We start from the raw sequence: 13516 nt of genomic DNA, 5'->3' as shown, positions 1-13516 counted from the left end.
GGACGCGGGTGAACAGGGAGAGGTTCCGGCTGATCGTGGCGGGCGGAGGAACGGGGGGTCATTTCTTCCCCGGCCTTGCCGTGGCGCAGGCCGTGGTCGCCCTCCAGCCCGACGCGGAGGTCCTCTTCGTGGGAAGCGCCCGCGGAATCGAAGCCCGCCTCGCCCCGAGAAACGGGTTCCCCTTCAAGGCGCTGCCCGCCTCGGGATTCGCCTCCGTGGGAGCCGCCGCGCGGGTCCGCGCCCTCGCCTCCGTTCCGGCGGCCCTCGCGCTGGGCCTGGGAACGCTCCTTCAGTCGAAACCCCACGCCGTCCTCGGCGTGGGCGGCTACGCCTCTGTCCCCATGGGGCTGGCCGCGGGACTCGCGGGGATTCCCCTGATCCTCCTCGAACAAAACGTATCGCCGGGCCTCGCCAACCGGCTTCTGTCCCGCTTCGCGGCCCTCGTGGCCGTCGCGTTCCCCCAGACCAAGACCGCCTTCCGCGGCAAGGGCCGCCTTCTGGGCAATCCCGTGCGGGCCTCCTTGACCGCCGTCCCTCCCGAGTCGGGACCCGAACGCCCCTTCCGCCTCCTGGTTTTCGGGGGAAGCGGGGGGGCCTCGGCGCTCAACGCGGCCCTGGAGGAGGCGCTCCCCGCCCTGCGCGCCTTCCCCGGGGGGGTGGAAATCCTCCACCAGACGGGCGAGAAGGATCTGGAGCGCGTTCGGACGGCCTATGAGGGCTCGGGCATCCCGGCGCGGGTGGAGCCCTTCCTCCACGACATGGACCGGGCTTACGCCTGGTGCCACGCCTGCGTCTGCCGGGCAGGCGCAACGACCCTCGCGGAGATCGCCGCCGCGAGACGCCCCGCCCTTCTGGTCCCCTTTCCCCACGCCGCGGGAGGACACCAGTCCGCCAACGCTCGGGGCATGGAGGAGCTGGGCGGGGCCATCCGGATCGAGCAAGCGGACCTCACCACCGGGATCCTCATGGAGGCGCTGGGCCGCCTGGCAGAGAGGACCGTCCGGGAGAGGATGGCGAGGGCCCTCGGGAAGGCCGCCCGGCCCGACGCGGCCCGCGCCATCGCCGAGTACGTGCTTCTCGCGGGAGGGCGGCCATGAGGCTCTCCCGGCTGAACCGCGTCCATTTCGTGGGAATCGGCGGGAGCGGGATGAGCGGCATCGCGGAGGTGCTCCTCAACCTCGGTTTCCGGGTCACGGGCTCGGACCTGAAGGAGGGCGCGGCCGCCAGGAGCCTGGCGGCGAAGGGCGCCGTCGTGTCCTTCGGCCACCGACCGGAGAACCTCGGCGACGCGCAGGTCCTCGTGTACTCCTCCGCCGTCTCCCCGAACAACCCCGAGGTCTTGGAGGCGCGGCGCAAGGGCATCCCGGCGATCCCGCGCGGCGAGATGCTCGCCGAACTCATGCGCCTGAAGACCTCCGTCGCCGTCGCCGGATCCCACGGCAAGACCACCGTCACGGCCATGGTGGCCCACCTCGCCCAAGCGGCGGGGCTGGATCCGACGGTGGTCATCGGCGGCCGCCTCTCGACCCTCGGATCGTCGGCGCGCCTGGGCCGGAGCGACCTCCTGGTGGCCGAGGCGGACGAGTCGGACCGCTCCTTCCTCCTCCTTCATCCGGTCCTTTCGGTGGTGACCAACATCGACTGGGAACACGTGGACTGCTACCCCACGCTGGAGGATCTGAAGGCCGCCTTTCTGGAGTTCGCCAACCGCGTGCCCTTTTTCGGCGGGTGCGTGGCCTGTGGGGACGATCCCAACGTGCGAGCCATCCTCCCGGAGGTTCGCCGGAGGGTGGTCACGTATGGAACCGAGTTCCCCGCCGACTTCGTCGCCGTCTCCATCGATCCCCCGCCGGGGTACGGGGAGGCCTTCGACCTTTACGCGGGCGGGGACCTGAGGGGAGAGATCGCGCTGAAGCAGGTCGGGCATCACATCGTACTCAATGCCCTGGCCGCCGTGGCGGTGGCGGAGGAACTCCAGATCCCCTTCGAGGCCATCCGCCAGGGGCTCGCCTCGTTCCCCGGGGCGGATCGCCGGTTCGAACACAAGGGCGAGCGCGCCGGAGTCCGGGTGGTGGACGATTACGGCCATCACCCCACGGAGATCCGGGCCGTGCTGGAGGCGGCGCGAAGGGTGGCGGGAGAGGGCCGCGTCGTGGTGCTCTTCCAGCCCCACCGGTACACCCGGGTCGCCGCGCTGATGGACGCTTTCGCCGAAGTCCTCGGGCAGGCCGACCTCCTCCTCGTTTCCGACATCTACGCGGCCTCCGAAGCCCCCATCCGCGGGGTCTCGGGGAAGGAGCTGGTCCGCAGGATCCGGCGACTCGGCCACAGGGCCGTCCGCCACTGCCCGCGGGTGGAGGACATGGCCGAGGCGATCCTCCCCGCCCTGCGGCCGGGGGACCTCGTGATCACACTGGGCGCGGGCCACATCACCACGGTGGGCGAGCGCCTTTTGGCTCTCCTGGAGGGGCTCCATGACGCTTGAATCCCTCCGAGCCGCCGCACGGTCCTGGGGAGCCGAATGGGTCGAGGGGGCCGAGATCCGCACCCTCCTCACGCTCCGTATCGGAGGAAGGGCCCTCTTCCTCCTTCGCCCGGGATCCTGGACCGCCGCCGCGTCCCTCCTGGAGGTTCTGGAGGGTGAGGGGCTCCCCTACCGGGTCCTGGGCGCAGGAAGCAACGTCCTGGCCTCCGACGGCGACCTTCCCTTCGGAGTCGTTCTCCTTCGGCGCCTGGGCGGGTCCGTGCGCTGGTCGGGCGAGGAAGCCGAGGCCGACGCGGACGTCCTGCTCCCCGCCCTCGCGGCCGAATCGGTCCGCCGGGGTCTGCGGGGAATGGAAGGGATGGGCGGCATTCCCGGCACCGTTGGCGGCGCCGTGATCATGAACGCCGGCGCCTTCGGGTGCGAGATGGCCCCCCTGATTCGAGAAGTCGGGCTTCTGGAGCCGGGAAAGGGCCTCGTGTGGCATCCCGCCTCCGATTTTTCCTTCACCTACCGACGCACCGACGTGGCGAAGAGGGGCATCGTCGCGGCGTGCAGGCTTCGCTTCGAGGTTGGAGACAAGAAGGACCTCCAGTCCGCCTTCGACCGCAACCAGGCACTGAGGGCCGAGCGCCAGCCCAAGGGCGTTCTCACCTCGGGGTCGGTCTTCATGAACCCCCCGGGAGATTTCGCGGGCCGGATCCTGGACGAACTCGGGTTCCGGGGACGAAGAAGAGGGGACGCCGGCTTCGCCGACAAGCACGCCAACTGGCTCGTGAACCACGGGGCGGCCCGCTACGAGGACGCCTGGGGCCTCTGCGAGGAGGCCCGTCGGGCGGCCCTTCACGCGGGATACGCGCTCGAATACGAGGTGGAGGTGTGGACATGATTTCCCCCGAATCCGTCGTGCGATCCCTCCTGAGGGCGCGCCGCCGGGAGCGTCCCGCCGTGACGACGCTGCAGCGGAGGGAGCGGCGCAGGACGGCTCGCCGAGTTCTCCTCTCGGTTCTCGCCGTCGCGTGTCTCTCCGGCCTCGCCGCCCTGGCCGGCACGGGTTGGAATCTGCTGAGGGAGGACAGCGCCTTCGCCGTGCGCCACATCCAGGTGGTGGGCCTCAATCGCCACGCCCCGGCGGATCTCCTCGATGCGCTTCGCCTCCTCAGGGGAAAGAACCTCGTGAGCCTCTCGCCCCAGGACGTGGCCGCCAGGCTCTCACGGTTTGCGTGGCTCAAGGGGTTCCTTTGCCGCAAGCACCTCCCCAACACCCTCATCGTGGAGGTGGAGGAGCGCGAGGCGCTCTGCACGCTTTCCACTCCACAGGGGAATTACGAGATCGACGGGGCGGGGTTCGCCTGGAAGGCGCCGCCGGGGGCCGGAGGACATTTTGCCCTGGGTCCGGGTTTGTCCCCGTCGGACCCGGCCGTGCAGTCCGCCGTTTCGGACCTGCTCCGCCTGGGGCTCGTCGGGCGCGTGACCGCCCTTTCGGCGGCGCCGGGAGAGCCGGGTCTGCTCCTTTCTGCCGAGGGAGGTTGGACCCTCGTGGCCGACCCGGAGAACCTCGCCGGGCAGTGGGACCGATTCCAGCGGGCACGGGCGTGGGCGGACCGTTTCGCAAAAGACAGGAAGACCGTGGACCTCAGGTGGTCGGGACGGGTGGTCCTGAGGGAACCCGAGGTTCCGCCCGAGGAAGATCCGCCGGCACCGCCCGGAGAAGGAGGGCCCCAGCATGGCTAAGGACACCCCCCACGTGGTGGGAATCGATATCGGCACCTCCAAGGTGGCCACGGTCATCGGTAAGGTACAGGAGAACGGCGCGCTCGAAATCACCGGGATCGGGAAAGCGGACGCGCGCGGCATGCGGCGGGGCGTCATCGCCAACCTGAACGAGGCGGCGGAGTGCCTCAAGGCCTCGGTGGAGGAGGCCGAACTCATGGCAGGCTGCTCCATCGACCGGGCCTACGTCGGCGTCGGCGGGTGCAACGTGCGCGGATTCAACAGCCGGGGCGTGGTGGCCGTCACCAACCGCGAACGCCTGGTGGGCCGCGAGGACATCCAGAGGGTTCTGGAGGGGGCGAGGACCATCAGTTTTCCCCAGGACCAGCAGATCTTCCACACCTTCCCCCAGGAATTCATCGTGGACAACCAGGACGGAATCAGCCAGCCCCTGGGCATGACGGGCAGCCGCCTGGAGGCCAACGTCCACATCATCACCGGACCCGTGACCTGTCTGCAGAACCTGACGACGGTGGTCAACCGGTGCGGGATCAGCGTGGCCGAACCCGTCCTCTCCCTCATGGCCGATTCCCAGTCGGTGCTCACCCCGGACGAGCGGGAGATCGGCGTGGGGCTCATCAACGTGGGCCACGGCACCACGGGGATCGCCGTATACGAGAAGGGGGCCATCTGGCACACCAAAGTCATCCCGCTCGGGGGGGAGCACTTCACGAACGACATCGCCGTCGGGCTCAAGACGGGGATCCTGGACGCGGAGATCCTCAAGAAGAAGTACGGGTGCGCCCTCACGAGCCTCATCGAAGAGGACGACATGATCGAGGTCCCCTCCGTGGCCGGCAAGAAGAGCGCCATGGTTCCAAGGTCCCGGCTGGCGGAGATCCTCCAGGGGCGAGCCGAGGAGCTCTTCCAGCTCCTCTTCGAGGAGATCCGGAGCGTGGGTCTCGAGAAGACCATCAACGCGGGTCTCGTCCTCACGGGCGGGGGCGCGAGCCTGCAAGGGCTCCCCGAGGTGGCGGAGGGCATCTTCGACCACCAGGTCCGGGTCGGGGAACCCATGGGCGTTCAAGGGCTCACGAACATCGTCTCCACACCGATCTTCGCCACGTCCGTGGGGTTGGCCGTGTACGGGGCCAAGGCCGAGGCCCAGGACGGGAAGGGAGCGAAGAAGGGCGGAATCTTCCGGAGGATCTTCTCGTCGCTCAAGGACACCTTCTAGCGGCCGGGAGGCCGCCGGATGCGGACATAGGGATGATCGAAAGGGGGTCGCACATGGATCAGGACGTGGGACTGAACTTCACCATGGTGGAGGACCCGGCGCCGAAGGGCGTGAGGCGGGTGCGGATCAAGGTCGTCGGCGTGGGCGGCGCGGGTGGAAACGCCGTCAACCGGATGATCCGGGCGGGCCTCTCGGGCGTGGAATTCGTGGCCGTCAACACGGACTTTCAGGACCTCGAGAAGTCCCTGGCGCCCACCCGGGTGGCCATCGGCCAGAAGCTCACCCAGGGACTGGGCACGGGCGGGTTTCCGGAGCGGGGCGAAAAGGCCGCCATCGAGGACACGGACCTCCTGGTGGAGCACCTCCAGGGGGCGGACCTCATCTTCATCACCGCCGGGATGGGCGGTGGAACCGGCACGGGAGCCGCCCCCGTTCTCGCCCGGCTCGCCCAGGAATCGGGAGCCTTGACCGTGGCCGTGGTGACCCGCCCCTTCTCCATGGAGGGAAAGGTCCGCGAGAAGAACGCCCTCTACGGCCTGGACCAGCTGAGGGAGGCGGCGGCCACCCTCATCGTCATCCCCAACGACAACCTTCTCCTCAACCTCCCCGAAGACGTGAGCGACGACGAGGCCTTCGAGGCGGCGGACGACGTCCTCCGCCAGGGCGTCCAGGGCATCACGGACCTCATCACCCGTCCGGGCAAGATCAACCTCGACTTCGAGGACGCCCGGACGGTCCTCTCCGCGGGAGGCCGGGCCGTCATGGGCATGGGCCAGGCGCTTGGCGCGGACCGCGCGGTGGCCGCCGCCTCCAAGGCCGCCAACAACCCCCTCCTGGAGGACGCATCCATCCAGGGCGCGCGGGCCATCCTGATCAACTTCACGGGAGGCAACCGGATCGCTTTGAAAGAGATGAAGGAGGCCTGCGACCTCGTCCTCGAGAAGGCCCACCCCGAGGCCAATCTCCTCTTCGGGACAAGCATGGACGAGACCCTGGGCGACGAACTCCGCGTGACGGTGGTGGCCGCGGCCTTCGACGACGCCGAGGTGAAGGCGCCGCGCAAGCCCTTGCTCGCCGCCGTCCAGGCCCCCGCGGCCCAGGTCGCGGAGGCGCCTCCGGCCAACGCCTTCGGGTCCGTACCGGGCGTGGATTCCGCCCTCCCTGCGGCGGCCCCTTCGGGGTTTCTGAGGGGCTTCGGCAAGAGGGGGCTTTTCGTCAACCCCAACGAGACACCGATCACGCCCGGCTCCCCCATGGAGCGGGACTACGAGGAGTATCAGACCCCGACCTTCATCCGGAAAAGCCGGGAATAGGAAAACGGGGCGCCGGAGCGCCCCCTCGCGTTTCGCGGTCCCGGCCGGACCCCGGGACCGGCACCTCCCCCGGGGCTTCGGCCCCAGATCCATCCCTCCCCGCATCGGGGCGGCGCGAGCCGCCCCCCTTTTTTTGGGGGGAGACAGGCGGGAAGGGGCCACCGGCCGGAGGACCCAGGGCAAGGAGGGACGGGGACGCGGCCTCTTCCCCCCCGGGCCTGCGTTCCTGGGTGGCGCGCCCAAGAACCGGACCCCCCGGCTCCTCGGCCGGCTCAACCCTCGCGCGAATGAACCGTACTGCCTCGGGCGGGCCGAGTTACCGTGCCCGCCTTTCGCCTCGTTTCCTGAGCCTCTTCCAGAGGTCCTGTTCGAGGAAGCTCCCGGAGACGTTCGCTTCCATCCTCCGGAACAGGGGGGCGGGCACGGCGAAGGTGAACAGTCCCGGATCCAGGTGGGGACGGGCCGAGAGGTCCATCCCCCCCAGGACGGCCCGGGGCGCCTTCCCCTTCGATTCGTGGAAGGGCAGGAGGCAGATGGACTGGCATCCGGAGGCGAAGGGAACCACAACGGCGTCCCCTCCCGGCCGGTCGTAATTCGCCAGGGTGGTGAGGGCCGCCACCTGATCCGGATTGGCCAGAAAGACGACCACGCGCGGCCTCTCCCTCCGCCCGTCCACCTTGGACAGGGCCTTGAACACGACGAAGGTCTCGGGGATGTCTTCGATGGGCAGCCCCGCCAAGAACTCCTTGGCCAGGGCGGGGCTCTTGATGAAGCGAAGCCCTCCGCCCCCCCTCTTCCCGCCCCCCGTGGACAGGAACCGCGCGATGTCGCGGCTCTTTTCGTAGCCGTCCCCGAAACAGAGGCCCGTCCGGCCGCCCACGCATCCCGTGGTGTTCCGGTCGAAGACGGCGGTGTACCCCCGAGCCGCGAACGCGAGCATCTCCATCACGCACCCCCAGCGCCGCTCCTTGAACTGGGCCGCTCCGCTGGGCCTCACGTCGGTAAAAAGGACGGCCACGGGCTCGTGGACGAACTCGATTTCTTGCGCGATTCGGCTCCTCATGGCGACCTCCGGAAGGCGAAATCTATGGTAATGCCGCCGCTCCGGCCGCGCCAGGGAAGAGGATGGCCCCGCGAGGGGTTTTGTGGGTTCATGCATTCTCGATTCTTCCCTTCAGGAAGTTCTGGTATGGTGGAAGGCGGTGGAGAGGGAGGCGTGATTCGGAGCCCCCAGGCTTCACGGGCAGGGATGATGGACGGGGACGCACGCGCCGTCGAACGGGTGATTGGTTGATCGCCCACCCTTCCAGAGAAGGGCATATCCTTCCCTGGACCTGGGCCGCCTTCGCGGTCCTCGTCGTCGGACTGGACCTCGCCGTCTGGTTTCTGATCCCGGACGAGGGCCTCCAGGGACGCCTGGCCCTGGTCCTCGAGCTCGTGAAGTCGGTGGCCGTCACGGCCCTCCTGTTCTACGCGGCCTTCCGGGCGCGTCCCGCCGGCCGCCCTCTCCATCCCGCCTGGACCGCCCTGGGGGCCGCTTACCTGACCTACACGATCGGGGACTTCTTCACCTCCGTCCTTGGCACGACCCTCACGACCCACGGGGGCATTTCGGCCCTGATGAACGCCTTCTACCTCGCGTTCTTCCCCCTCTTCCTGCTCGGCGTCCTCTGGCTCCCCAAGGCCCCCCTTCGCCGGATCGAACGGTGGCGCCTCCTTCTGGACATGGGGATCGTGACACTCGCCGCGGGGACGGTCCTCTGGATCGTCCTCATCGGCCCCTTCGCCGGCCGGCCGGAGACCGCGCCGGCGGCTCTCCTGCTCACCCTCGCCTACCCTCTCGGAGACCTGGCCCTGCTCTGGGCCGCCATGACGCTTCTCTTCCGCCACGGGGACCCGGCCACCAGCCGCGTCTTCCGGCTCCTGGCCCTGAGCGCCGCGATCCTCATCGTGACGGACGTGGCGTACAGCTACGAGATTCTCGCCGGAGACCGCTCCTTGAGCAATTGGCTGACCCTCGGGTACATCCTGAGCCACCTGACGGCGGGTCTCGCCGCCGTTCTGAGGATCCAGACCATCGAGTCCCCGGCCCGGCCCGACCAGCCGGAGGTGACCCGCCCTCCCCTCGTGGGCGCGTCCCTCGTCCTGGCCTACGGCGGGCTGCTGGCCGCGTGGCTGGCCACCCATAAAGCCTCCGGGGCCCACCCCTCGACGCTCGGCTCCCTGGCCGTCCTCGTCATGATCGGGCTGGCCTTCCTCCGGCAGGTGCTCGACATCCGCGAGATGAACCGCCTGAACCGCCGCCTCGAGGAGGCTCGAGCCGCCCTCGAAGACAAGGTCGCCGATCGGACCTCCGAACTGGCCAGAACGAACCGCGATCTGGCCGCGGAGGTGGACCAGCGGCGCAGAGCGGAAGCGGCCCTCCAGGCCAGCGAGGAGCGGTTTCGGACGCTCGTCCAGAATTCCTACGACATGATCACGGTCCACGACGCGACGGGAAGGGTGATCTTCGAAAGCCCGAGCGTGGCGCGCCTGCTTGGATTCGGACCGGACGGGCTTCTGGGACGGACCCCCTTCGAATTCGTACATCCGGACGACATCCCTGTCGCGCGGGAGGCCTTTCAGCGGGTTTCGAACCAGACCAACACGGGCATTCCCACGGTCTACCGCTTCCGCCACGCGGACGGCCATTACCTTCACGTGGAGACCCTCGGGAACAACCTCCTGGAGCACCCCGCCATCCGGGGCATCGTCCTCACGTCCCGCGACGTGACCGAGCGCACGAGGGCCGAGGAGGCCCTTCTCCGGAGGGTCAAGGAACTCACGGTCCTCAACTCCGTCGCCACCCTCGCGGCGGAGGCGATGGACGAGGCCAAGCTGATCGCGGACGCCACGGAGGTCATCCGCGACGGACTCTTTCCGGACAACTGCGGGGTGCTCTTGGTGGAGGCCTCCCGGGGTGTCCTGGTCCACACTCCGTCCTATCACTCCCGAGACCCGCGGGTTCCCCTCCGCCCGGTCCCTCTCGGGCGGGGAGTCACCGGAAAGGTGGCCGCGGCCGGAATGGCGCGCCGCGTGGATGACACCATGAAGGACCCGGACTACATCGCCATGGACTCGGCCATGCGGTCCGAGATCTGCGTCCCGCTCCGCGTCGGGACGAGGATCCTCGGGGTGCTCGATGCGGAAAGCGCCCAGCCGGCCGCCTTCAGCGAGCGGGATCTGGAAATCCTCTCCACCCTGGCGGGCCTCCTGGCCACGGCCATCGGACGGCTGAGAGCGGCGTCCGAAGTTCGGGAGAGCGAGGACCGCTTCCGCCGCCTCTCCGAGGCCGCCTTCGAGGGCGTATGCATCAGCGAGAAAGGCCGGCTCCTGGACGCGAACCAGCGCATGGCGGACATGCTGGGGTACAGCCTCCCGGAGGTGGTCGGGAAGGACATCCTCGAATTCATCGCCCCCGAGCACCGATCCGCCGCGGCGGTTTACCTGGAGGGCTTCTCCGACAGCCCCGCGGAGTTCCTGTCCATGAGGAGGGACGGAAGCACCTTCCCGGTGGAGTGCCGGGCCCGTCCCCTGCCCTTTCAGGGACGGACGGTCCGGGTCACGGCGGTACGGGACATCACCCGGCGCAAGGAGTCGGAGGCCAGGATTCAGCTCCAGCTCCGCCGGCTCTCCGCCCTTCGCGCCATCGACGCCGCCATTTCCTCCAGCCTGGACCTGCGCTCCACCCTCCACCTCTTCCTGGACCACACGATCTCCCAGCTCGAGGTGGACGCGGCGGCGGTCCTCCTCCTCAACCCCTCGTCTCGGACCCTCGAGTTCGCCGCCTCGCGCGGCTTCCGCACGGAGGCCCTCCGCCACAGCCACATCCCCCTCGGAGAGTGTTTCGCGGGGCGCGCCGCCATCGAGCGGAAGCCCATTCATGTGAGCGACCTCAAGGCCGCCCCCGAGAGCTTCGCGCGCTCCCCCCTTCTCCTCTCCGAAGAATTCCGCGCCTACTTCGCCGTCCCCCTGATCGCAAGGGGCCAGGTCAAAGGGGTGCTCGAGGTGTTCCACCGGACCTACCTGTCCCCGGACCGAGAGTGGCAGGAGTTCCTGGAAACCCTCGCCGGACAGGGAGCCATCGCGGTGGAGAACATGAGCCTCTTCGAAGGCCTCCAGAAGTCCAACCTGGAACTGTCCCTGGCCTACGACACGACCCTGGAGGGCTGGTCCAAGGCCCTGGAACTGCGCGACCAGGAGACCCAGGGCCACACCCGGCGGGTGGCCGAAATGACGCTCGACCTCGCGCGGGCCCTGGGCATCCCCGAGGCGGACCTGGCCCACGTCCGGCGCGGCGCCCTGCTCCACGACATCGGAAAGATGGGCATCCCGGACGGCATCCTCCTGAAGCCGGGCCCCCTCACCGATTCAGAATGGGAGATCATGAAGCGCCACGTGACCTACGCCCAGGAACTCCTGCACCCCATCGAGTTCCTTCGGCCCGCCCTCGACATCCCCTATGGGCACCACGAGCGTTGGGACGGAGGGGGATACCCCCGCGGACTCAAGGGAGAGGAGATTCCGCTGGCGGCGAGGATCTTCGCCGTGGTGGACGCCTGGGACGCCCTCACCTCGGACCGGCCCTACCGGAAGGCCTGGAAGCCCGAGAGGGTCCGCGCCTACCTGCGCGAGGAATCGGGCGTACGATTCGACCCCCGGGTCGTGGAGGCTTTCCTCAAGATGGAGCGTGAGAGGCCCGGGGCCTCCGCCTGAAGGGCCGATTCAGCGCGGCCGCTCCCGGTACCGATCGTTCTGTTTGAGGGCCTTCTTGCGAAGGCGGAGGGAATCGGGGGTCACTTCGAGCAGCTCGTCGTCCCCCAGGAACTCCAGGCACTGCTCCAGGTTCAGAATTCTCGGAGGCACGAGCCGGGCCGCTTCGTCCGCCGTGGAGGCCCTCATGTTGGTGAGGTGCTTCTCCTTGACGATGTTCACGTCGAGGTCCTTCTCCCGGCTGTGTTCGCCCACGATCATGCCCTCGTACACGGGCGTTCCGGGGGCGATGAAGAACTCCCCCCGGCTCTCGAGATGCTCGATGGCGTAGGCCGTGGCGCGCCCCCCCCGGTCGGCCACCAGAGCCCCCGTGAGCCGCCCGGGGATGGGTCCCTGCCAGCCGTCGTAACCGTCGAAGAGGTGATTGAGGATTCCCAGCCCCCGGGTCTCCGTCAGGAACTGCGTGCGCAGGCCGATGAGCCCCCGGCTGGGCATGCGCCAGTCCATTCGGATGCGGCCGGACCCGTGGTTGACCAATTTGATCATCCGGCCCCTCCGGGCCCCCAGGAGCTGGGTCACACCGCCCATGAAGGCCTCGGGGCAGTCCACCTGGACGATCTCCATGGGTTCGAGGACGCGTCCCTCCGGGTTCAGCCTCGTGAGGATCTTGGGACGGCTCACCGCCAGCTCGAAACCCTCTCGGCGCATGGTTTCGATGAGAATGGCGAGCTGGAGTTCGCCGCGGCCCATGACCTCGAACTGGTCCCCGGTGTCCGGGATGAGAATCCGGAGGCTCACGTTCCTCAAGGCCTCCTTTTCCAGGCGGTTCTTGATCTGACGGGCGGTGACGAACCGGCCCTCCTTGCCCGCGAAGGGAGACACGTTCGCGGAGAAGACCATGGAAAGGGTCGGCTCGTCCACGCGGATGCGGGGGAGGATCCGCGGGGACTCGGGCTCGCAGAGGGTGTCCCCGATGCCCACGTCCGAGAAGCCCGCCAGGGCGCAAAGGTCGCCCGAGCGCACCTCGGCCGCCTCGACCCGGTCCAGGCCCGAGAAGGTGTACAGGGCCGTGATCTTCCCCCGGACCTGCCGTCCCTCCTGGAGGAGCAGGTACTCGCGCCCCGCCCGCACCGACCCGCGCACCACCCGGCAGAGGCCCAGGCGTCCCACGTAATCGTTGTAGTCCACGTTGGTGATCCAGCCCTGAAGGGGCTCCTGGTCCCCGCACTCGGGGGCGGGGACGGTCGCCAGAATGGACTCGAAGAGCGGCAGGAGGTCCGAGCCGGGGGCGGCGAGGTCGAGGGTGGCCGTCCCCTTCCGGGCGTTGGTGTACACAACGGGAAAGCCGATCTGGTCCTCGGTGGCGTCCAGGTCGATGAAGAGATCGTAGATTTCGTTGAGGACTTCGGCCGGACGGGCGTCCTGACGGTCGATCTTGTTGATCACGACCACCGCGGGTAGCTGGCGCTCCAGGGCCTTGCGGAGGACGAACCGGCTCTGGGGCAGGGGGCCCTCCGCCGCGTCCACCAGGAGGAGCACGCCGTCCACCATGGTCAGGGCCCGCTCCACCTCCCCTCCGAAATCCGCGTGGCCGGGCGTGTCCACGATGTTGATCTTCACGTCCCGGAACGTGACGGAGGTGTTCTTGGCCAGGATCGTGATGCCCTTTTCGCGCTCCAGGTCGTTGCTGTCCATGACGCGCTCCTGGACCTCCTGGCCCTTCCGGAAGATCCCGGACTGCCAGAGCATGGCATCCACGAGCGTGGTTTTTCCGTGGTCCACGTGAGCGATGATGGCCACGTTTCGAATCTCTTCGCGGCGCACGCGTGCCTCCGATGCCCGGACCGGCGGGCGGCGTCCTCGGCGATTGGGTGGGGCCGGGCCTGGGGCCCTGGAGTGAGGGTGCCCACCTCCGTGGAGGAGATGGGTATCCTACCGCATATCTCCGTCCTGTTCAAGGAGATGAACGGGAAGCGCCGCCGTCGTCCACCCGCCACCCCCTTCGATGCGCTCCGGACC

9 protein-coding genes are annotated in these 13516 nt (G+C 68.8%); 7 read left to right on the top strand and 2 right to left on the bottom strand.

Going from position 1 to position 13516, the window contains the following annotated elements; translation table 11 throughout:
* Positions 1-8 precede the first annotated feature (8 nt).
* From murG to ftsZ, 6 genes are read left to right on the top strand one after another with little or no spacing between them, the layout of a single operon-like run.
* Positions 9-1097, top strand: a complete 1089-nt coding sequence (murG, locus tag AB1824_04200; GenBank protein ID MEW5764157.1) for an undecaprenyldiphospho-muramoylpentapeptide beta-N-acetylglucosaminyltransferase — start codon at positions 9-11, stop codon at positions 1095-1097.
* Complete coding sequence (murC, locus tag AB1824_04195) at positions 1094-2485, top strand: UDP-N-acetylmuramate--L-alanine ligase (GenBank protein MEW5764156.1); 1392 nt, start codon at positions 1094-1096, stop codon at positions 2483-2485. Before murG ends, murC begins: the two co-directional genes overlap by 4 nt.
* Positions 2475-3371 carry an FAD-binding protein gene (locus tag AB1824_04190; protein MEW5764155.1) on the top strand — a complete coding sequence of 299 codons (897 nt, stop codon included), beginning with the start codon at positions 2475-2477 and terminating at the stop codon, positions 3369-3371. Before murC ends, AB1824_04190 begins: the two co-directional genes overlap by 11 nt.
* The gene (locus AB1824_04185) at positions 3368-4216 is read left to right on the top strand and encodes an FtsQ-type POTRA domain-containing protein (GenBank protein MEW5764154.1); all 849 of its coding nucleotides are present in this window, start codon (positions 3368-3370) and stop codon (positions 4214-4216) included. Before AB1824_04190 ends, AB1824_04185 begins: the two co-directional genes overlap by 4 nt.
* Entirely contained in the window at positions 4209-5432 is a 1224-nt protein-coding gene (ftsA, locus tag AB1824_04180) for a cell division protein FtsA (GenBank protein MEW5764153.1), read from the top strand. The genes AB1824_04185 and ftsA overlap by 8 nt, the downstream gene beginning before the upstream one ends.
* Positions 5433-5485: 53 nt before the next feature.
* Positions 5486-6745 (top strand): cell division protein FtsZ, encoded by a 1260-nt coding sequence (gene ftsZ, locus AB1824_04175; protein ID MEW5764152.1) that lies wholly within the window; start codon positions 5486-5488, stop codon positions 6743-6745.
* A 316-nt stretch (positions 6746-7061) separates the two neighbouring features.
* Here the strand turns inward: ftsZ and AB1824_04170 are convergent, their stop codons facing one another.
* On the bottom strand, positions 7062-7808 hold the full coding sequence (locus AB1824_04170) for a DUF169 domain-containing protein (GenBank protein MEW5764151.1): 747 nt from the start codon (positions 7806-7808) through the stop codon (positions 7062-7064).
* Positions 7809-8035: 227 nt separating this feature from the next.
* On the opposite strand from AB1824_04170, the gene AB1824_04165 reads away from it, so the two are divergent.
* Positions 8036-11500 (top strand): PAS domain S-box protein, encoded by a 3465-nt coding sequence (locus AB1824_04165; GenBank protein ID MEW5764150.1) that lies wholly within the window; start codon positions 8036-8038, stop codon positions 11498-11500.
* A gap of 9 nt (positions 11501-11509) precedes the next feature.
* Here AB1824_04165 and typA read toward each other — a convergent pair whose 3' ends face one another.
* Entirely contained in the window at positions 11510-13321 is a 1812-nt protein-coding gene (gene typA, locus AB1824_04160; GenBank protein ID MEW5764149.1) for a translational GTPase TypA, read from the bottom strand.
* Between the last annotated feature and the right edge of the window lie 195 nt (positions 13322-13516).

The sequence above is a fragment of the Acidobacteriota bacterium genome, from assembly GCA_040752915.1.
Classification (GTDB): domain Bacteria; phylum Acidobacteriota; class UBA4820; order UBA4820; family DSQY01; genus JBFLVU01.
This window is presented reverse-complemented; position numbering and strand designations above follow the sequence as displayed.

Excerpts from the sequence above, each read along its gene's own strand:
- murC (MEW5764156.1), top strand. The coding sequence starts at position 1,094 with ATGAGGCTCTCCCGGCTGAACCGCGTCCATTTCGTGGGAATCGGCGGG.
- AB1824_04190 (MEW5764155.1), top strand. The coding sequence starts at position 2,475 with ATGACGCTTGAATCCCTCCGAGCCGCCGCACGGTCCTGGGGAGCCGAA.
- AB1824_04185 (MEW5764154.1), top strand. The coding sequence starts at position 3,368 with ATGATTTCCCCCGAATCCGTCGTGCGATCCCTCCTGAGGGCGCGCCGC.
- ftsA (MEW5764153.1), top strand. The coding sequence starts at position 4,209 with ATGGCTAAGGACACCCCCCACGTGGTGGGAATCGATATCGGCACCTCC.
- ftsZ (MEW5764152.1), top strand. The coding sequence starts at position 5,486 with ATGGATCAGGACGTGGGACTGAACTTCACCATGGTGGAGGACCCGGCG.
- AB1824_04170 (MEW5764151.1), bottom strand. The coding sequence starts at position 7,808 with ATGAGGAGCCGAATCGCGCAAGAAATCGAGTTCGTCCACGAGCCCGTG.